The sequence below is a fragment of the Lysobacter rhizosphaerae genome, assembly GCF_054779795.1.
On the sequence record NZ_BAAGXO010000001.1, the window covers coordinates 483,277 to 500,537 of the forward strand.

The 17,261-nt window shown below is 66.6% G+C and carries 17 protein-coding genes and 1 pseudogene; 4 read left to right on the forward strand and 14 right to left on the reverse strand.

The genetic code is table 11. The annotated features are described in order from the left end of the window. The 8 genes from ACYVGE_RS02230 to ACYVGE_RS02265 form a co-directional block, all read right to left on the reverse strand. Positions 1–324 (reverse strand): non-heme iron oxygenase ferredoxin subunit, encoded by a 324-nt coding sequence (locus tag ACYVGE_RS02230; protein ID WP_310051444.1) that lies wholly within the window; start codon positions 322–324, stop codon positions 1–3. Between the two features lie 45 nt (positions 325–369). Continuing rightward, a complete protein-coding gene (locus tag ACYVGE_RS02235) occupies positions 370–918 on the reverse strand; it encodes a GNAT family N-acetyltransferase (protein WP_460726660.1) in 549 nt (182 codons plus the stop codon). Further along, positions 915–1,172, reverse strand: coding sequence for a hypothetical protein (locus ACYVGE_RS02240; RefSeq protein ID WP_460726662.1), 258 nt, complete (start codon positions 1,170–1,172; stop codon positions 915–917). Before ACYVGE_RS02240 ends, ACYVGE_RS02235 begins: the two co-directional genes overlap by 4 nt. Before the next feature lie 71 nt (positions 1,173–1,243). Next, positions 1,244–2,485: a cysteine desulfurase gene (locus ACYVGE_RS02245; protein WP_460726664.1), complete on the reverse strand. Its 1,242-nt coding sequence runs from the start codon at positions 2,483–2,485 to the stop codon at positions 1,244–1,246. Further along, positions 2,482–3,807 (reverse strand): Fe-S cluster assembly protein SufD, encoded by a 1,326-nt coding sequence (gene sufD, locus ACYVGE_RS02250; RefSeq protein ID WP_460726666.1) that lies wholly within the window; start codon positions 3,805–3,807, stop codon positions 2,482–2,484. The genes ACYVGE_RS02245 and sufD overlap by 4 nt, the downstream gene beginning before the upstream one ends. Before the next feature lies 1 nt (position 3,808). After that, a complete protein-coding gene (gene sufC, locus ACYVGE_RS02255; RefSeq protein ID WP_460726668.1) occupies positions 3,809–4,588 on the reverse strand; it encodes a Fe-S cluster assembly ATPase SufC in 780 nt (259 codons plus the stop codon). Between the two features lie 129 nt (positions 4,589–4,717). Next, on the reverse strand, positions 4,718–6,199 hold the full coding sequence (gene sufB, locus ACYVGE_RS02260; protein ID WP_460726670.1) for a Fe-S cluster assembly protein SufB: 1,482 nt from the start codon (positions 6,197–6,199) through the stop codon (positions 4,718–4,720). A gap of 17 nt (positions 6,200–6,216) precedes the next feature. After that, positions 6,217–6,699: an SUF system Fe-S cluster assembly regulator gene (locus tag ACYVGE_RS02265; protein ID WP_460726672.1), complete on the reverse strand. Its 483-nt coding sequence runs from the start codon at positions 6,697–6,699 to the stop codon at positions 6,217–6,219. Between the two features lie 213 nt (positions 6,700–6,912). Here ACYVGE_RS02265 and ACYVGE_RS02270 point away from each other — a divergent pair. Together ACYVGE_RS02270 and ACYVGE_RS02275 are read left to right on the forward strand one after the other, a co-directional pair. Next, positions 6,913–7,377 (forward strand): annotated as a pseudogene (locus ACYVGE_RS02270) (SET domain-containing protein); the annotation flags it as partial. Between the two features lie 363 nt (positions 7,378–7,740). After that, the gene (locus tag ACYVGE_RS02275; RefSeq protein WP_460726674.1) at positions 7,741–10,059 is read left to right on the forward strand and encodes a DUF5916 domain-containing protein; all 2,319 of its coding nucleotides are present in this window, start codon (positions 7,741–7,743) and stop codon (positions 10,057–10,059) included. A gap of 25 nt (positions 10,060–10,084) precedes the next feature. On the opposite strand, the gene ACYVGE_RS02280 is transcribed toward ACYVGE_RS02275, so the two are convergent. From ACYVGE_RS02280 to fusA, 6 genes are all read right to left on the reverse strand, one after another. Beyond that, positions 10,085–10,534, reverse strand: a complete 450-nt coding sequence (locus ACYVGE_RS02280) for a PIN domain-containing protein (RefSeq protein WP_460726676.1) — start codon at positions 10,532–10,534, stop codon at positions 10,085–10,087. 23 nt (positions 10,535–10,557) lie between these two features. Continuing rightward, positions 10,558–11,202, reverse strand: a complete 645-nt coding sequence (locus tag ACYVGE_RS02285; RefSeq protein WP_460726678.1) for a Cif family virulence factor — start codon at positions 11,200–11,202, stop codon at positions 10,558–10,560. Between the two features lie 18 nt (positions 11,203–11,220). After that, entirely contained in the window at positions 11,221–11,805 is a 585-nt protein-coding gene (locus ACYVGE_RS02290; RefSeq protein ID WP_460726680.1) for a DUF1439 domain-containing protein, read from the reverse strand. Positions 11,806–11,889: 84 nt separating this feature from the next. Then, positions 11,890–12,306 carry a hypothetical protein gene (locus ACYVGE_RS02295; protein WP_460726682.1) on the reverse strand — a complete coding sequence of 139 codons (417 nt, stop codon included), beginning with the start codon at positions 12,304–12,306 and terminating at the stop codon, positions 11,890–11,892. 245 nt (positions 12,307–12,551) lie between these two features. Beyond that, on the reverse strand, positions 12,552–13,208 hold the full coding sequence (locus tag ACYVGE_RS02300; RefSeq protein ID WP_460726684.1) for a LysE family translocator: 657 nt from the start codon (positions 13,206–13,208) through the stop codon (positions 12,552–12,554). 541 nt (positions 13,209–13,749) lie between these two features. Continuing rightward, on the reverse strand, positions 13,750–15,798 hold the full coding sequence (fusA, locus tag ACYVGE_RS02305) for an elongation factor G (protein ID WP_460726686.1): 2,049 nt from the start codon (positions 15,796–15,798) through the stop codon (positions 13,750–13,752). A gap of 263 nt (positions 15,799–16,061) precedes the next feature. On the opposite strand from fusA, the gene ACYVGE_RS02310 reads away from it, so the two are divergent. Together ACYVGE_RS02310 and ACYVGE_RS02315 are read left to right on the forward strand one after the other, a co-directional pair. After that, a complete protein-coding gene (locus ACYVGE_RS02310) occupies positions 16,062–16,496 on the forward strand; it encodes an OsmC family protein (protein WP_460726688.1) in 435 nt (144 codons plus the stop codon). A 10-nt stretch (positions 16,497–16,506) separates the two neighbouring features. Next, complete coding sequence (locus ACYVGE_RS02315) at positions 16,507–17,208, forward strand: alpha/beta fold hydrolase (RefSeq protein ID WP_460726690.1); 702 nt, start codon at positions 16,507–16,509, stop codon at positions 17,206–17,208. Positions 17,209–17,261 lie beyond the last annotated feature (53 nt).

Below are 17,261 nucleotides of genomic sequence, written 5' to 3' on the forward strand. Positions count from 1 at the left end.
TCAATCCCGGTCGTCGCGCGTCCACACGCCCGTATCGTCGACTTTGACGGGAAACTTCGTCACCGGCTCATAGGCGGGAGCGCAGAGAGGGCGACCATCGCGCACGTCGAACTTCGCGCCGTGCAGGGCGCATTCGATCGTGGCTTCGTCGCCATCGAAGTGGCCAGCCGACAGCTCGAAATCCTCATGCGAGCACTTGTCTTCCATCGCGTAGAAGTCGCCGTCGTAGTTCACCACGAGGATGGGGGTGTCGCCGTCCCACGCGACGACAGTTTCGCCGGGAAGCAACTGCGACGTGGCGCAGACGAATACCCAATCGCCCATTGATCTATTCCTTGGCAGCAACGGCCATCGCGACGATGGCGAGGATCACAGCGCCTTTTCCAGGACCTCGAAACGGAGGTCGGCGCGCTTGGGCACGCCGAAGCGCTCGTCGCCATAGGGAAACGGCTTCTTGGTGCCCGTACGCCGGTAGCCTCGGCGCTCGTAGAAGGCGATGAGCTCGTCGCGGATGTCGATCACCGTCATCCGCATGGCCGGGAGCTTCCATTCCTCGCGGGCGACGCGTTCGGCTTCGGCGAGCATCGCCTTGCCGATCCCGCCGCCCTGCAGGTTGGGACGTACCGAGAACATGCCGAAGTAGCCGGCGCCGTCTTCGATGGCCACGTGCGCGCACGCAAGGAGTTCATGGCTGCCGTCCTGCGACGTCCGCTCGGCAATGAGGATGCGGCTGTCGGGACGGCTGATGCACGACTCGATGTCATCGGTGCCGGTGCGGCGGCCTTCGAGCATGTCGGCCTCGGTGGTCCAGCCCTGCTTGCTCACGTCACCGCGATAGGCGGATTCGACCAGCGCCACCAGGGCGGTGGTGTCGGCGTGGGTGGCACTGCGGAATTTCAATGCGCTTTCGTGGCTCATGCGACCAGGCGGGAGAAGTAGGGAAGGAACATCAACAGCAGCAGGAGGAACACCAGCGGGATTGCGATCCACACGATGGCCTTGATGGCCTTGCCGGCGCGACCCTGGATCGCCTCGGCGCGATCGTTGATCCGTTCGACGCGATCGAGCTGGCGCTGGTAGGCCTGGAGGTGCTCGCGCTGCAGTGCCAGCGCCTCGCGCTGGTTGTTGCGTATCTCGCGCAGGAGCGCGAGGGACTCGGGGTTGTCGGACATGGGAGGCCCGGGTTGAGCTGTCGTGGTGGCAAAGCGTAGCGCAACGCGGCTTCACCGCGCGCGCTGCCAGCTCATGCCAATAGCTTGCGGACCTTGCGCAGGGCCGCCACGAACGCCTCCACTTCCCCATGCGTGTTGTAGAACGCGAATGACGCGCGACACGTGGCCGGCACGCCGAAGTGGTGCATCAGCGGGTGTGCGCAGTGGTGGCCGGACCGGATCGCCACGCCTTCCAGGTCGAGCAGGGTGGCCAGGTCGTGGGCGTGGGCGCCGTCGACCAGGAAACTGATGACCGCGGCTTTCTCGGCCGCGCGACCGAATATGCGCAGGCCCTCGACCTTGTCCAGTTCCTCGGTCGCGTGTAGCAGCAGCTCCTGCTCGCGCGCTTCAGTGTTGGCCATGCCGAGGGCCGACAGGTAATCGACCGCCGCGCCCAGCCCGATGAAACCGGCGATGTTCGGCGTGCCGGCTTCGAACTTGTGCGGCGCGTCGTTATAGACCGTGCCTTCGAAGCGCACTTCCTTGATCATCTCGCCGCCGCCGATGAAGGGCGGCATGGCGGCCAGGTGCTCGCGGCGCGCCCATAGCGCGCCCGTGCCGGTCGGGCCGCACATCTTGTGGCCGGTGAAGGCGTAGAAGTCGCAACCGATCGATGCAATGTCGACAGGACGGTGCGGCGCCGCCTGCGAGCCGTCCACCGCGGTGACGATGCCGCGCCGGCGGGCTTCACGGCAGATCTCGCGCACCGGGTTGACCGTGCCGAGCACGTTGGAGACGTGCGTCAGCGAGAGGATCTTCACCTCCGGCGTCAGCAGCGCGTAAAGCGCGTCGAGGTCGAGTTGGCCGGCGGCGTTGATTTCCGCGACCTTGATCTTCGCGCCGGTGCGTTCGGCCACGAGCTGCCACGGCACGATGTTGGCGTGGTGCTCCATGCGGGTGAGCACGATCGCGTCGCCGGCACGCAGGTTGGGCAGGGCCCAGGAGTAAGCGACCAGGTTGAGGGCGAAGGTGGTGCCACTGCACAACACCAGCTCGTCGGCGCGGACGTTGAAGAATGCCGCCAGCTTGCGGCGCGCGCCTTCGTAGGCATCGGTCGCCTCGGTGCCGAGCGTGTGCACGGCGCGGCTGACGTTGGCGTTGTGGTGGCGGTAGAAGTCGTCGACCGCCTCGATCACGCTTGCCGGCTTCTGGCCGGTGTTCGCCGAGTCGAGGTAGACCAGCGGCTTGCCCTGCACCTCGCGCGTAAGCAGCGGGAAGTCGGCGCGGACGCCGGCCCAGTCGATGGGTGTGGCGGCGGCGAGCGGCGCGTTCATGCCGGCTCCGATTGCGTGGGGCCCAATTGTGCGGAGTCCAGGCGGGCCAGCGCGGCGTCGAGCTTCGCCGTCAAAGATTCACGCAGCGGCGCATCTTCGATCACGTTGAGGGTTTCAAGGCAGAACGCGGCGGTGAGCAGGGCGCGTGCCTGCGGCTCGGGAATGCCGCGGCTGCGCAGGTAGAACATGGAGGTGGCGTCGAGCTGGCCCACCGCCGCTCCGTGCGCGGCCTGCACCTCGTCGGCGTGAATCTCGAGCACGGGCTGCGTATCGATCTCCGCGCCCGTGGAGAGCAGCAGGTTCTTGTTCGACAGGGCGGCGACACTGCCGTCCGCGCCTTCGCGGATGGTGATGCCGCCGTGGAAGGCTGCCTTCGAACGCCCGGAACCGAGTCCGCGCCACAGCAGGTCGCAGCGCGTGTCGCGTGCGACATGGTCGATGCCCAGTCGGGTGTCGAGGTGGCGCTTGCCATCGGCCAGCAGCACGCCATTGGAGATGACCTGCGCGCCTTCGCCCTGCAGCGAGGCATTGAGTTCGTGGCGCGCCAGAGCCCCGCCGAGTTCGAGGTCGAGGCGGCGATAGATCGCGTCGCGCGCCAGCACCGCGTCGGTGCGGCTGATCAACGACGCGCCCGAGGCTTCGTCCTGCACGCGCACATGGGTGAGGCGCGCACCTGCGGCGAGGTGGACGTGGGCAATGCTGTTGGCGAGGTGGGTATTGGCGGCACCGGCCAGGTGATGCTCGACCAGCGTCAGTTCGGCATCGCGGCGCAGTTCGAACAAATGCCGCGAATGCGAGGCGAGATCGCGTCCGGCAGCGGTGCCCACGAACACGAGGTGGATCGGCAGCGCCGAGCGCACGCCTGCTTCCGCGCGCAGGACCACGCCCTCGTCGGCCAGGGCGGCGTTGAGGCGGGCGAAGACCTCGTCCGGGCGCTCGAAGCGGCGGGCGAGGAAGTTCACTTCACGCTCGCCGCCCTGTGCCAGGAGCTGCGACAGCGGCTTCAGCGCGACGCCCGGAGGCAGTCCGGTCGCATCACTGTGCGCGGGATCGTAGCGGCCGTTGACGAAGACCAGTCGTGGCGTGGGGATATCTGCCAGCAACGCCTCATCGAGAATGGCCGGCTGCGCGTCGGCGGCGGCGAACGTGCGGCGTTCGAACGCGCGCAGCGGGGTGTACTTCCAGCGTTCGCTGCGGGTGCCGGGCATGCCGTCGCGCAATGCGGCGGCCAGCGCATCGCGGCGCGATGCGCCAAGGCCGGCGGCATCGCGGCCGGGCAGGGCGTCGAAGGCGGAAGCGAAGGAGTCGAGCAGGGCGCTCATGTCAGGCCGCGGCTCCGGATGAGGCATGTCCCGGTGCCACGCGGTCCTTCACCCAGGCGTAGCCGTGTGCTTCCAGCTGCAGCGCGAGTTCCGGGCCGCCGGTTTCGACGATGCGGCCGTCCGCCAGCACGTGGACCACGTCGGGCCTGATGTAGTCGAGCAGGCGCTGGTAGTGGGTGACGACCAGGAAGGCGCGGTCGGGCGAACGCAGTGCGTTGACGCCTTCGGCGACGTTCTTCAGCGCGTCGATGTCGAGGCCACTGTCGGTTTCGTCGAGGATCGCGAGCTTGGGTTCGAGCAGGGCGAGCTGGAAGATCTCGTTGCGCTTCTTCTCGCCACCGCTGAAGCCCTCGTTGACCGCGCGCTGCAGCAGGTCGTCCTTGAGGTGGAGGACCGCCAGTTTCTCGCGCACCTTCTTCAGGAACTGCATCGAGTCCAGTTCGCTCTCGCCACGCGCCTTGCGCTGCGCGTTGACGGCCGTGCGCAGGAAGTAGGTGTTGTTCACGCCCGGGATCTCGACCGGGTACTGGAAGGCGAGGAACACGCCGCTGGCGGCACGCTCTTCCGGCTCCAGCGCCAGCAGGTCGCGGCCTTCGAAGGTCACCGAACCGGCGACGACTTCATAGCCTTCGCGCCCGGCGATGACATTGCCGAGCGTGGACTTGCCGGCGCCGTTGGGGCCCATGATCGCGTGCACCTGGCCCGGCTGCACTTCGAGCGAGAGGCCCTTGAGGATGTCCTTGCCGGCGACGCGGACGTGGAGGTTTTCGATCTTCAGCATGTTCATTCCGATTCTTTGATTTACTCCCTCCCCCGCTTGCGGGGGAGGGCTGGGGTGGGGGCGTGGTCGGCCTTGCCCCCATCCGCCCTTCGGGCAACTTCCCCCGCAAGCGGGGGAAGAAAGGTTTCGTTACCCAACTGCGCCTTCGAGGCTTACTTCCAGCAGCTTCTTGGCTTCCACCGCGAATTCCATCGGCAATTCGCGGAACACCGACTTGCAGAAGCCATCGACGATCATCGACACGGCGTCTTCCTCGCTGATGCCGCGCGAGCGGCAATAGAACAGCTGGTCGTCGCTGATCTTCGAGGTCGTGGCTTCGTGTTCGACCGTCGCGGACGGGTGCTTCACTTCGATGTACGGGAAGGTGTGCGCCCCGCACTTCTTGCCGATCAGCAGCGAATCGCACTGGGTATGGTTGCGCGCGCCCTCGGCGTTTTTCTCCACGCGGACCAGGCCGCGGTAGGAATTCTGGCCGTGGCCGGCGCTGATGCCCTTGCTGACGATCTTCGACTTGGTGCGCTTGCCGATGTGGATCATCTTGGTGCCGGTGTCGGCCTGCTGGCGGTGGTGCGTCAGCGCGACCGAATGGAACTCGCCGACGGAATCGTCGCCGAGCAGCACGCACGACGGATATTTCCAGGTGATCGCCGAACCGGTCTCGACCTGCGTCCAGCTGATCTTCGAGCGCGCGCCGCGGCATTCGCCACGCTTGGTCACGAAGTTGTAGATGCCGCCGACGCCGTTCTCGTCGCCGGGGTACCAGTTCTGCACGGTCGAGTACTTGATCTCGGCGTCTTCCAGCGCCACCAGCTCGACGACCGCCGCGTGCAGCTGGTTCTCGTCGCGCATCGGCGCGGTGCAGCCTTCGAGGTACGACACGTAGGCCTTTTCCTCGCACACGATCAGGGTGCGCTCGAACTGGCCGGTCTCGCTGGCGTTGATGCGGAAGTAGGTGCTCAGCTCCATCGGGCAGCGCACGCCCTTGGGGATGAACACGAACGAGCCGTCGGAAAACACGGCGGAATTCAGTGCGGCGAAGTAGTTGTCGTGGGTCGGCACGACCGTGCCGAGGTACTTCTGCACCAGCTCGGGGTATTCGCGGACCGCTTCCGACATCGAGCAGAAGATCACGCCCTTTTCGGCCAGTTCCTTGCGGAAGGTGGTGCCGACCGAGACCGAGTCGAAAACGGCATCGACGGCGACGCCGGCCAGCTTGGCGCGCTCGTGCAGCGGCACGCCGAGCTTCTCGTAGGTGTCGAGGAGTTCCTGCGGAACCTCGTCCAGCGAGGCGTACTTCGGACCCTTGGGCGCGGAGTAGTAGCTGATCGCCTGGAAATCGATCGGGGCGATATTGAGCTTGGCCCAGTGCGGCATCGGCATGGTCAGCCAGTGGCGGTAGGCCGCCAGGCGCCACTGCGTCATCCAGTCCGGCTCGTTCTTGCGTTCGGAGATGGCGCGGATGACGTCCTCGTCCAGGCCCGGCGGCAACGATTCGGATTCGATGGCGGTGACGAAGCCGGCTTCGTACTTGCGGCCGAGCTGCTCGCGGATTTCGCGATTGGTCTCGGTCGGGCTTTCGACGATGCTGGTGGGGAGGGTTTCGGTGGCCATGGCTGCCTACGGACTGCTTATGCGTTGGCGAGGCGCAGGTCGATGCGCTTCGCGGGATTTGGGCCGGCTTCGGGTTCGCGGCGTGGCAGTGGCGCCAGCATCTGCGCGAGGGTGATGCCGCGCAGGGCGTCGATCACCACGTCGTTGATGCGGTTCCAGTTGGCGCGCACGCCGCAGGACTGCTCGATGCCGCAGTTGCCGGCGTGCACGCTGCATTCGGTCATGCCGAGCGGCCCTTCCAGCGCAATCACGATTTCGAGCAGGCCAATCGCTTCCGCCGACCGCGCGAGCCGATAGCCGCCGTTCGCGCCGCGCGTGGCGGCGACCAGGCCGGCCTGCGCCAGAGGCTTGAGGACCTTGGCCACGGTCGGTGTTTCCAGTCCGGCGCGCTCGGCCAGCTCCGATGCGCTGAGCACGGCTTCCGGGGCGCTGCCGTGGTGGCCAGCCAGGACGGTCATGACGACCGTGGCGTAGTCGGTGAGCTTGGTGACGCGGAGCATGGCGGAAGGCCTGAACGGGGCCGGGGGTTAATTCGTACTGGAATTGTACTGATTTGGGTCGACGGGGTCGAGCCGCCGGTTCCTCGACCACCCGCGCCGCGGGCCGGGGGCATCGCGCAGCCGCTCCGCGCCGTCCCGGCGGCGCCATGACGGCGTCACCGCTTTCAAGCGACAATCGCCGCCCGCTGCACTTCACTCGCCTCCGGACCCTGCATGCCTCGCAAGATCGCCACTCGCCGTTCCACCATCCATGGCAACGGCATGTTCGCCGTCGCCCCGATCGAGAAAGGCGAGCGCCTGATCGAATACAAGGGCCGTCGCCGTACCCACGACGAAGTCGATGAAGGCGAGTCCGGCGACGTCGACACCGGCCATACCTTCCTGTTCACCCTCAACGACGAGTACGTGATCGACGCGAACTTCGAGGGCAATTCGGCGCGCTGGATCAACCACAGCTGTTCGCCCAACTGCGAGGCCGTGCTGGAAGAGGACGACGGCGACGACCGCCGCAAGGACAAGGTGTTCATCGAGGCCATGCGTGACATCGCGCCGGGCGAGGAGCTGTCGTACAACTACGGCATCCGCCTGGAAGAAAAGCACACCAAGGAGCTGAAGAAGATCTGGGAATGCCGCTGCGGGTCGCCCGAGTGCACCGGCACGATGCTTCAGCCAAAGAAAGACAAGTCCAAGAAAAAGAAGAAAAAGGACAAGAAGAAAAAGAGCAAGGGAAAGAAGGACTGATCGGGTCCTTCCCGCTTGCCGGCGCCGGGCCAGTCCCGGCGCTTCTTTTTTGCGGTCCGCGCGGGGATTTCCGGGGCGGGAGCACGTCCCTCGCCAGCTGACCACCGCCCCGTCCGGCAACCGCGAAGCTGAATGGTGATGCCGCGATGCAGGGATTAGGCAATTGGTTGGCATGACTTCCGCCATGCGGTAACCGCCACGGTCGGCAATACCCTGCCCACCTGTCGTGGGCCGCGCACAGCGGCGCCCGCGGACCGGCGCGCTGGAAGCGGGCCGCAATCCCCCATAACCGGACCTTCCATGCGTGCAACGCTGACCATCGCCATCCTGGCCGCGCTCGCCGCGCCGCCCGCCTTCGCCGCCGTCGTGATCGACGGCCGCATCGATCCAGCCGAATGGCAGGGCGCGCAGCACATCACCGATTTCCGCCAGACCCAGCCGCTGTCGCGGGCGCCGGCGTCGCAGCCGACCGAGGCCTGGATCCTCGCCACCGAGGACGGCCTGGCCATCGGGTTCCGCAACTTGCAGTCGCCCGATATCGCGCGCACGCGCCAGGAGGCGCAACGCGACCAGGGCGCGCAGGCCGACCGCGTCAATCTCTATGTCGACTTCGACGGCGACGGCCGCACCGGTTACAACTTCACCGTGTTGCTGTCCAACAGCATCATCGATACCACCATCACCAACGAGAACCAGTTCAACCCGGACTGGGATGGCGACTGGCGCCACGCCACCAGCGAGGACGAAGCCGGCTGGTCGGCGGAGATGCTGATCCCGTGGCACGTCGCGACGATGCGCGACGTGAAGAACGGCACCCGCACGCTCGGCATCTCGCTTGATCGCGTCATCGGCGCCACCGGCGAACGCGCCTCCTGGCCGGCGGTCAGCTTCCAGGAATCGCGCTTCCTCACGGCGTTGAACAAGGTCGAGGTGCCGGCGTACAGCCAGTCGCTGCTGGCGATCACCCCGTATGTGTCGGGCGTTTACGACAACGTCGCAACGAACTCCGACTTCGACACCGGCGCCGACATCTTCTGGAAGCCCAACGGCCGCTTCCAGCTCAGTGCGACGCTCAACCCCGACTTCGGCCAGGTCGAGAGCGACCAGCTGGTCGTCAACTTCAGCGCGAACGAGACCTTCTTCAGCGACAAGCGCCCCTTCTTCACCGAGAACCAGAGCTACTTCGACGTGCCATTCGGTGGGCTCAACAACGCCAACCGGCTGATCTATACCCGTCGCGTTGGCGCGGATGCCGACGACGGCAGTGGTGCCGGCGACGTGACGGCCGCGGCGAAACTCAACGGCAGCCTGGGCGCGATGAACTACGGCGTGTTCGCCGCCACCGAAGCGGACGAGGCAGGACGCGATTTCTATGCCGTGCGCACCTCCCGCGACGGTGCCACGCAGGGCATCGGCGCGATGGTCACCCGCGTGGAGCGGCCTTGTTATGGCCAGGACGTGGACACCGGCGCATGCATCGGCCGCGAGGCCAGCGTCTACGAGGTCGACCACCGCTGGACGCCCAATCCGCAGTGGTCCATCCGCACCACGCTGGTGGGGTCGGACGTCGATGGCATGGGGCAGGACGCCTACAACAGGCCGGATGAAAACCAGTCCGGCAGCAATACCGGCGGGCAGATGCGCATCGACTGGGACATGGGCGAAGGCTGGCGCCAGCAGCTGTACATGGTGCACCTCGGCGACAAGCTGCAGCTCAACGACTTCGGTTTCCTCGAGCGCAACAACTTCAACTACGCGCGCTACGACCTGGGCAAGCGATTCACCGACTTCCCGGAGACCTCGCAGTACAGCGCGGCCGACTGGCACTGGGCGGCGTCCCGTCGCGTCAACGACCACGGCGTGCACATTGGCGATGCCGCGTCGATCAACCGCAGCGGCCAGCTGCGCGACGGCGGCAACGACTACTTCGAGATCGTGACGTGGACATCCGGCCACGATGACCGCTTCCTGCGCAGCAATGACAATGATGTCATCAACATGCCGGCGAAGTACTTCCTGTTCTACGAGCGCAACCGTCCGCGCCAGGGCAGTGGCCACTGGAGCTTCTACGGCAACATGCGCTGGGCCTCGGAAGGACTGGATACGCCGGGCAAGGGTTCGCTCCAGCTCGACCTTGAGCCGACCTACCACGTCAACGATCGCCTCAGCTTCTTCACCGCCTGGTTCTTCGAGCACAACAACGACTGGCTGCTGTGGCACGGCGACAACCTGATCGGCAGCTACAACGAGGACATGATCCTGCTCAACGCCGGCAGCGTATGGCTGATCAACGACAAGCACGAACTGCGCGTGCGGCTGGAAGCGATCGGACTGGACGCGAAGGCGAGGCAGGCTTACCGCGTGGCTGACAACGGCGAGCCGGTGGAATCTGCGGAGACGATCCCCGATGTCGGGGTGAGCAACCTCGGCTTCCAGATCCGCTACCGCTACGAACTGGCGCCGCTTTCCTACCTCTATATCGCTTATGTGCGCGGCGGTTCGCTGACCGAGTTGGAGCCCTTCAGCGGTTTCAACGCGCGCGACCAGTTCCAGGACGCGTTTGCCCTGCGCGACAGCGAACAGTTGCTGGTGAAGCTGTCGTACCGCTTCGAGCTGTAGCGCGCCTGCGCCTAGCCGGGGTGTCCTAGCCGGCGTGGATTGAGCCCCACTCCTGCGGCGCGAGGATCTCGAACAGACCTTCGCGCCGCGCCCGCCGCGCGAGAGCGAGCAGGTGGTCATCGCGGCTCAGCAGCCAGCGGGCACCGGCATGCAGCGCCAGGTCGAGGAATTTCTGGTCGTCGGGATCGCTGCAGCGCAGTGGCTGCGCCGCGCCTTCCTCGTCATCCGGGCACGGTGGACAGCGTTGCATCAGGGCATCGAAGCAGGCCGCGGCGGCTTCGCGCGCGGCCTCGTCGAGGGCCAGTTGCGGATAACACAGCACGCGCAGCCACTCCTCGCGGCAGGACGCACTGGTCACGGCGATGACATCGCCGGCGTGCAGTGCATCGCGCAGGCGCCGGCAGCGCGGGTCATCGAACACGAACAGGTCCAGGCATACGTTCGTGTCGAGCACGATGCGGGGCGTGGCATCCATGGTCGCGTCGGCGCACGCGCCGCTTATTGCGTTTCGCGCAGGTCCGCCGAGCCGATGCGCCACTGCCGTTGTTCCGGGGTCGCGCCGTCCACCACCGCGCGGCGCAGCGTGTACGTGCCAGTCAAGTGGTGCTGGCTGCCATCGCGGCGAGTGGTGGTGATGGCCACGGGAACCTCGATGTAGCGCGAGCCGGCCGCGGCATCGACGGCGCCCGGCGACTGCATTTCCACCGAGACGCCGGTGATGTCGGCAAAACCCGCGGCGAATTGCGGCGCCGACTGTCCGCTGGAGCGGCCACTATCCGACCACAACCCATACGCGCGGACGAAATCGCCGCTGTTGATCGCATCGTAGTAGTCGCGGATCACGGCGACGGCGTCTTCGGGCGTGGGTTCGGCCGTGGTCTGGGCATCACCGGGCACGGCTTCGGGCAGCAACGGGTTGCCGTTTTCGTCCACCGGCACTTCCGGTTGTTCCGCTACCGGCGGACCGACCGGACCGGGACCCGGCCGGGCGGGCATGCCGGTGACGCCCCCGGATGCGCCCGTGGGTGTCGGCAGCTGCTTGTCGGGGGCGCCATCGGCCGCCGAGTGCTGCGCAGCATCCTTGCCGCAGGCAGTGGCCAGCAGCGCGAGCAGGGAGAGGGTGAGGAGGAAGGAAATGCGCATGCGAAAAATCATCTCTTGTCAGTTGTCGCCGAGGTGCACCACGACTTGGCCGTTCTCGATGTCGGTGCGGCCGATGCGGCGTGAGCCGAGGCGGTCGAGCAGGCTGTTGTCGAAGCGATAGACGGGTTCATCGCGCGCGTATTCGGCAAGCCAGGTGTTGAGCAGGCCGCGAGCGGAAGTGTTCATCATGCCACCGAGCGCCGGCACGTCGACCTGTTCGATCGTCGGCTCCTGCAGATGCAGGCCGCGGGTGCCGGAGTCATAACGCAGCGCGCTGCTCAGCGCGAAATGGCCGCTGGGACGCGTGCTGTCGCTGCCGAGCGCGCCGATGCCGAGATCGAAATCCAGTTGCAGGCGGTTACTGCCTTGCGGGATCGACAGGCGTGGATTCAGCAGCGTCATCGATACCAGTCCGCCGAGCCGATCGTAGTGCTTGGGGAAGTTGCGATTGAGCGCCTGCTGCAATTGCGGCTGGGTGAAATTGACGCGGTCGCCCAGCAGGGCGCTGACCGCTTCGAGCGTGGAACAGCCGGCCAGCGCGACCAGCGCGCAGGCGAGGGCCGTGGTGGAGGCAGCAATGAAAAAGCGGCGGCGCAGGTCCATCGGTCGTACCGTCGTAGGGGCGAATGGCCGGACGATACCCGCGCGGCTTTGCATCCAGAGTGAATCGCGTGGGGGCCGGCTGGCTCAACCGGTGCGGCGTGGGTTGAGGTAGGCGACGAGCACGCCGAGCGCCACCATGCGCACACTGTCGAAGATCAGCTGCTTGTGGACGATTCCGGCAGGCATCTTCGTCACCACCCAATAGATCAGGAACTGCGGGATCACGGTAAGGAAGGCGACGGCGATGCCGAAACGCACGCCCTGGCCCAGCGTCGCACTCGGGCCGATGCCCTGGCGGTAGATCCAGGTCATGGCGAAGCCGATGCAGGCGTCGGCCAGCAACATCCAATGCATCATGCCGTTGGCTTCCTCCGGGGAGCGCATCACCGTTCCCACCAGCGTGTTGTAGTCGTCCGCCAGCAACAGGCCGTGGACGACGAAGCCGAGCAGCGCCGTGGCGATGGTCATCACCACGCCGGAAATCCAGAAACGCTTGTCCATGAAGTCCCCCTTGGGAGTTGCGGGCGGGTTTGGAACGCGAGGAAGCCGGCAGGCGGGGGACTGGCGACGGCGCGATGCTAACGCGATGTGGCGGCGAGTCGTTAGCTGTTGTCCAAAGCTTTCGGGGAGCTGCGCTCGGAGGAGGGTTCGCGGCGGGCTCGCCTCAAGGCCGTGGGTTGCCTCTATCGGCCGCGGCCGCGGCATCACCCCTGCTGCCGCTTGGAGTGAGTCGCAGGGCGGCCGTGTCAGCCGCGCTGCTGCAGCGCGAGGCGCAGGCCCAGGGCGATGAAGAAGCTGCCGAGCACGCGCTGTCGCCAGCGGGCGAATGCGCCATCGCCGCGCAGGCTGCGGCCGAAGCGCCCGATCATGGTGCTCAATACGGCGCTGTTGGTGAAGCCGATGATCGACAGCAGGGCGCCCAGCACGAGGAACTGCAGCCAGGCCAATCCGCGCTCGGGGTGCACGAACTGCGGCAGGAATGCGAGGAAGAACAGCGCGACCTTGGGGTTGAGTACCCCGGTTACGACGGAGCGCCAGTACACGCCACTGAGGTCGCCCGAAGGCTGGGGTTCGGCGGGAGCCGGGTGGGGATCATCCGCGGTTGCTTCGCGGCCACCGCGCCAGGCCTTGATCCCGAGCCATACCAGATAGAGCGCGCCGGCGTACTTCAGCATCTCGAATGCGAGTGCCGATGTCGCCAGCACGGCCGACAAACCCAAGCCCGCCGCGAGCGCATGGATCAGGGTGGCGGTCTCCAGCCCCAGTCCCGCGCGCAGGCCGCGTGCGGTGCCGCCCGCGACCGTCTGCGCGACGATCCAAGCGGTGCCGGGGCCGGGAATGATCACCAGCACCACGGCGGTGGCGAGGTAGGCGAGCAGGGTGGGTGCGTCGAACAAGTGCATCCGGCGATTATCCCGGACCCGGCGGTCGCGTTCGACTCTGGATCACGCCGGGAATCTGTGCGCAAAGCGCCAACAGGCATGGCGGCGAGGGAGCCCGCGGCGCGGGCGTGACCAGTCAGCGTGACAGTGCCGGTCGAGGCCGGCACGCGATCCGTGCGATCGGATCAGAAGTGGCCGGACAGGTTTCCGGTCACGGCCCAGGTGACGGCAGCGAGCAATGCGACACCGAGCATGCTGCGGGCCAAACGTTCCAGTCGGTCGCCAGACCGGGTGGGTTTTCCAGCGTTCATGGGTCATCCCCCTGTAACTTGCAGGGTGGATGAAACGACTGAAATCGACGACGGTCTGCGATGCGGGTCACAGGCCGGGGCGGTGTTGCGGGGACGGTGCCGGGTTGGCGACGGAGGTCGCACTATCGGCCGCGTCGTTCACATAGTCAGGAAACGCGGCAGGTCCGGCCGTTCACTCGTGCACAACCATGAATGGAGCGCACCCGGGACTTCTGCGCGAAGCGGGCCGGGTGCGAGCGTTGTCTCGAGGCTCAATCCTCTTCGGTCTTCGGCTTGTAGGTCTCGATGAGCTTCTGCTGCACCTGCGGTGGCACCGGCTCGTAGTGGCTGAAGTCGAGCGAGTAGCGGCCGCGGCCCGCGGTCACCGACTTCAGTTCGGCTGCATAGCCCTCCAGTTCGGACAGCGGCACCTGGGCGCGAACGATGATTTCGTTGCCACGCGCGGAATCGGTGCCATTGATGCGCGCGCGCTTGCTGGCGAGGCCGCCGCTGATGTCGCCCATGTGCTGCTCGGGCGCGTTGACCTCCAGGTCGACGATGGGTTCCAGGACCTGCGGCCGCGCTTTGCTGATCGCATCGAGGAAGGCCTTCTTGCCCGCCGCCACGAAGGCGACTTCCTTGCTGTCGACGCTGTGGTGCTTGCCGTCGTACACGATCACGCGCACGTCCTGCATCGGATAGCCCGCGACTGCGCCGTGATGCAGCACCTGGCGCACGCCTTTCTCCACGGCCGGCATGAACTGGCCCGGGATGGTGCCGCCCTTCACCTCGTCGACGAACTCGAAGCCTCCACCGCGTGGTAGCGGCTCGATCCGCAGGAAGACTTCGCCGAACTGGCCGGCCCCGCCGGTCTGTTTCTTGTGGCGATGGTGGCCCTCGGCCTTGCCGGCAACGGTTTCGCGATAGGCGATGCGCGGCGGGCGCGATGTCACTTCAACGCCATGCTTGTCCTTCAGGCGGTCGATGTTGACGCGCAGGTGCAGGTCGGAGAGGCCGCGGATCACGGTCTCGTTGGTTTCGGCCTCGTGCTCCACGGTGAAACAGGGATCTTCCTCGGCCAGCTTATGCAGCGCCGTCGACAGCTTCTGCTCCTGGCCCTTGTGCGCGGCGTCCACGGCGAGGCCGAACATCGGCTTGGGAAAATCCAGGGGCGCCAGGTGGATCTGGTCCTCGTCGTGGCTGTCGTGCAGCACCGCGTCGAAATGCAGCTCCTCCACCTTCGCCACGGCCGCGATGTCGCCGGGCACGGCCTGGTCGATCTCGATATGTTCCTTGCCCCTGAGCTTGAACAGATGGCCGACCTTGAACGGCTTCTTGCTGTCGTCGACGAACAACTGGGTGTCCTTCTTCACCGTGCCCTGATAGACGCGGAAGATGCCGAGCTTGCCGACGAAAGGGTCGTTGACGATCTTGAAGACGTCGGCGATGACGTGCCTGGACGCGTCGGGCAGGGCCTCGATAGGTATCGTGTCCTGTCCGTTGAGCTTGTGGAACGGCGGCGGATTCGCCTCGGCCGGATTGGGAAACAGCTGCTCGGCGACATCCAGCAGTTCCTTGATCCCCACGCCACTGCGCGCCGAGCAGAACAGGACCGGCACCAGATGGCCTTCGCGCAGGCATTCCTCGAAGGCGTCGTGAAGTTCCTCGCCCGACAGCCCGCCTTCGCCGAGGTCGAGGTAGTGCTCCATCACGTTCTCGTTGATCTCGACGACCTGGTCGATGATTTTCTGGTGCCAGTCGGCGACAGCGCCAAGGTCGCTGCTGCCGCTGCTGTTGCCGTAGCAGTCGATCACGGACTTGCCGCCATCGGCGGGAAGGTTGAGCGGCAGGCATTCGTTGCCGAAGGTCTCGCGCAGTTCGGTCAGCACGCGCGCACTGTCGGCGTCGGCGTGGTCGATCTTGTTCACCACCAGCACGCGGCAGAGGTTGCGCGCCTTGGCGTATTCCATCATGCGGCGCGTGCCGTACTCGATGCCGCTGTCGGCGTCGACGACTATCGCGACGGTTTCCACCGCCGCCAGCGCGGAGAGCGCGGGGCCGCGGAAGTCGGGGTAGCCGGGAGTGTCGATCAGGTTGACGTGGATGCCGCCATGGTCCGTGCTGGCGATGCCGACGTCGAGGGAATGGCCGCGCTGTTTCTCGATCGGGTCGAAGTCGGAGATGGTGCTGCCGCGCTCGATCGTGCCTGCTGTCTGGATCGCGCCGCCGGCCTGCAGCAGGGCTTCGAAGAGCGTCGTCTTGCCGGCGGCGGGGTGGCCCGCCAGGGCCACGTTGCGGATGTCTTGTGTGCTGTACGACATGAGGCCGTTTCTCCCGTGGTTGGGTAGGGCATGCGCCCAGGAAATCGGCCGTCATGGCTGTCCGCGTCGGAAGCGCTGCCGTTCCGAGCGTGCACTCGGCGAGGGCGGTCATGGCGGGTCCGGCGGGTAGCCGGGAAGCAACCATCCCGCAGGTCGTGCGGCCGGTCAAGCGCGGGCGAGGCCGGGGCCGGCGGTGAAAGCCGCATCACAAACCTAACGAACCCGGCGCTACGCTGGCCGCCCTTTTCCCCCGGAGCATCGACATGGCTTTCAAGCGTTACGCGGACGCGGTCTGGCAAGGTGACCTGCAAGCTGGCAAGGGCAGCATGAGCACGCCGCAGAGCGGCCTGTTCGCCGACCAGAATTATTCGTTCAAGACCCGCTTCGGCGACGAGAAGGGGACCAACCCCGAGGAGCTCCTGGCGGCGGCGCACGCGGGTTGCTTCAGCATGGCGCTGTCCGCGGTATTGGGTAAGTCCGGCTTCACGCCGGAACGGATCCAGACCCGCGCCGAGGCGTCCATGGATCCGGGCATGGACCCGGGCCCAACCATCACTGGCGTCAATCTCGTCGTGAACGCCAAGGTGCCCGGGATGAGCGCAGAGCAGTTCCAGCAGGCCGCCGAAGCCGCCAAGGCCGGCTGCGTGGTCTCGCGTGCGCTGTCGGTGCCGGTGACGTTGTCGGCCACGTTGGGCTGACCCGCGATCCATGCTGTCTTCGATCGGGCGGTCTTCGATCGGGCAGGCGCTCCTGCTGCATGGGGCAGGTGGTGGCGGCTGGGAATGGAATGCTTGGCGCGGCGTACTGGCGGCTTCGGGGATCGAAGCCGTCACGCCGGATCTGCAGCCGGCCGCGGGCGGACTGGCCCGCACGACCTTCGACGACTACCTGTCGCAGGCGCGCTCCGCTCTCGCCGCGTTGCCGCGGCCACGTGCCCTGATCGGCGCCAGCCTTGGGGGACTGCTGGCGATGGCGTGCGCCGACGAAGCCGATGCGCTGGTGCTGGTGAATCCGTTGCCGCCGTCGCCGTGGTCGGCCGGGCTGCCTGCGCGTGATTGGCCCGACGTCGTGCCCTGGCGTCGCGATGCGCGACTGGCTTCCACGCGGCGCGCGCTGCCCGATTCCGACGCTGCGACGGTGCTGTTTGCTTTCCGTCGCTGGCGCGACGAATCGGGTGCGGTAGTGCGCGCAGCCCATGCGGGTATCGAAGCGACACGGCCCGCGTGCCCCGTGCTCTGCATCGCGTCGACGCAGGACGAAGACGTGCCACCCGGGCTGACCCGCGGGCTGGCGGCGGCATGGAATGCCGAATTGCTGCAGGCCCCTTCGGAAAGCCATGTAGGACCGTTGCTGGGTCGTGGTGCCCCGGCGCTGGCCTTGCAGGTCTGCACCTGGCTGTCGGCCAGGTAAACCCGCTTGCGGAAGTTGGCTGGATTCAGCCTGTATTGACCGCGGCAGACCCA

What these genes read in the sequence shown, in the direction of transcription:
- ACYVGE_RS02285 (WP_460726678.1), bottom strand. Translation starts at nt 11,202, where the DNA reads ATGCGCATTTCCTTCCTCCTCACCCTCTCCCTGCTCGCGCTGCTGGCC.
- ACYVGE_RS02280 (WP_460726676.1), bottom strand. Translation starts at nt 10,534, where the DNA reads ATGGATGCCACGCCCCGCATCGTGCTCGACACGAACGTATGCCTGGAC.
- ACYVGE_RS02290 (WP_460726680.1), bottom strand. Translation starts at nt 11,805, where the DNA reads ATGGACCTGCGCCGCCGCTTTTTCATTGCTGCCTCCACCACGGCCCTC.
- fusA (WP_460726686.1), bottom strand. Translation starts at nt 15,798, where the DNA reads ATGTCGTACAGCACACAAGACATCCGCAACGTGGCCCTGGCGGGCCAC.
- ACYVGE_RS02230 (WP_310051444.1), bottom strand. Translation starts at nt 324, where the DNA reads ATGGGCGATTGGGTATTCGTCTGCGCCACGTCGCAGTTGCTTCCCGGC.
- ACYVGE_RS02275 (WP_460726674.1), top strand. Translation starts at nt 7,741, where the DNA reads ATGCGTGCAACGCTGACCATCGCCATCCTGGCCGCGCTCGCCGCGCCG.
- ACYVGE_RS02315 (WP_460726690.1), top strand. Translation starts at nt 16,507, where the DNA reads ATGCTGTCTTCGATCGGGCGGTCTTCGATCGGGCAGGCGCTCCTGCTG.
- sufC (WP_460726668.1), bottom strand. Translation starts at nt 4,588, where the DNA reads ATGCTGAAGATCGAAAACCTCCACGTCCGCGTCGCCGGCAAGGACATC.
- sufB (WP_460726670.1), bottom strand. Translation starts at nt 6,199, where the DNA reads ATGGCCACCGAAACCCTCCCCACCAGCATCGTCGAAAGCCCGACCGAG.
- ACYVGE_RS02300 (WP_460726684.1), bottom strand. Translation starts at nt 13,208, where the DNA reads ATGCACTTGTTCGACGCACCCACCCTGCTCGCCTACCTCGCCACCGCC.
- ACYVGE_RS02235 (WP_460726660.1), bottom strand. Translation starts at nt 918, where the DNA reads ATGAGCCACGAAAGCGCATTGAAATTCCGCAGTGCCACCCACGCCGAC.
- ACYVGE_RS02265 (WP_460726672.1), bottom strand. Translation starts at nt 6,699, where the DNA reads ATGCTCCGCGTCACCAAGCTCACCGACTACGCCACGGTCGTCATGACC.
- ACYVGE_RS02245 (WP_460726664.1), bottom strand. Translation starts at nt 2,485, where the DNA reads ATGAACGCGCCGCTCGCCGCCGCCACACCCATCGACTGGGCCGGCGTC.
- ACYVGE_RS02310 (WP_460726688.1), top strand. Translation starts at nt 16,062, where the DNA reads ATGGCTTTCAAGCGTTACGCGGACGCGGTCTGGCAAGGTGACCTGCAA.
- ACYVGE_RS02240 (WP_460726662.1), bottom strand. Translation starts at nt 1,172, where the DNA reads ATGTCCGACAACCCCGAGTCCCTCGCGCTCCTGCGCGAGATACGCAAC.
- ACYVGE_RS02295 (WP_460726682.1), bottom strand. Translation starts at nt 12,306, where the DNA reads ATGGACAAGCGTTTCTGGATTTCCGGCGTGGTGATGACCATCGCCACG.
- sufD (WP_460726666.1), bottom strand. Translation starts at nt 3,807, where the DNA reads ATGAGCGCCCTGCTCGACTCCTTCGCTTCCGCCTTCGACGCCCTGCCC.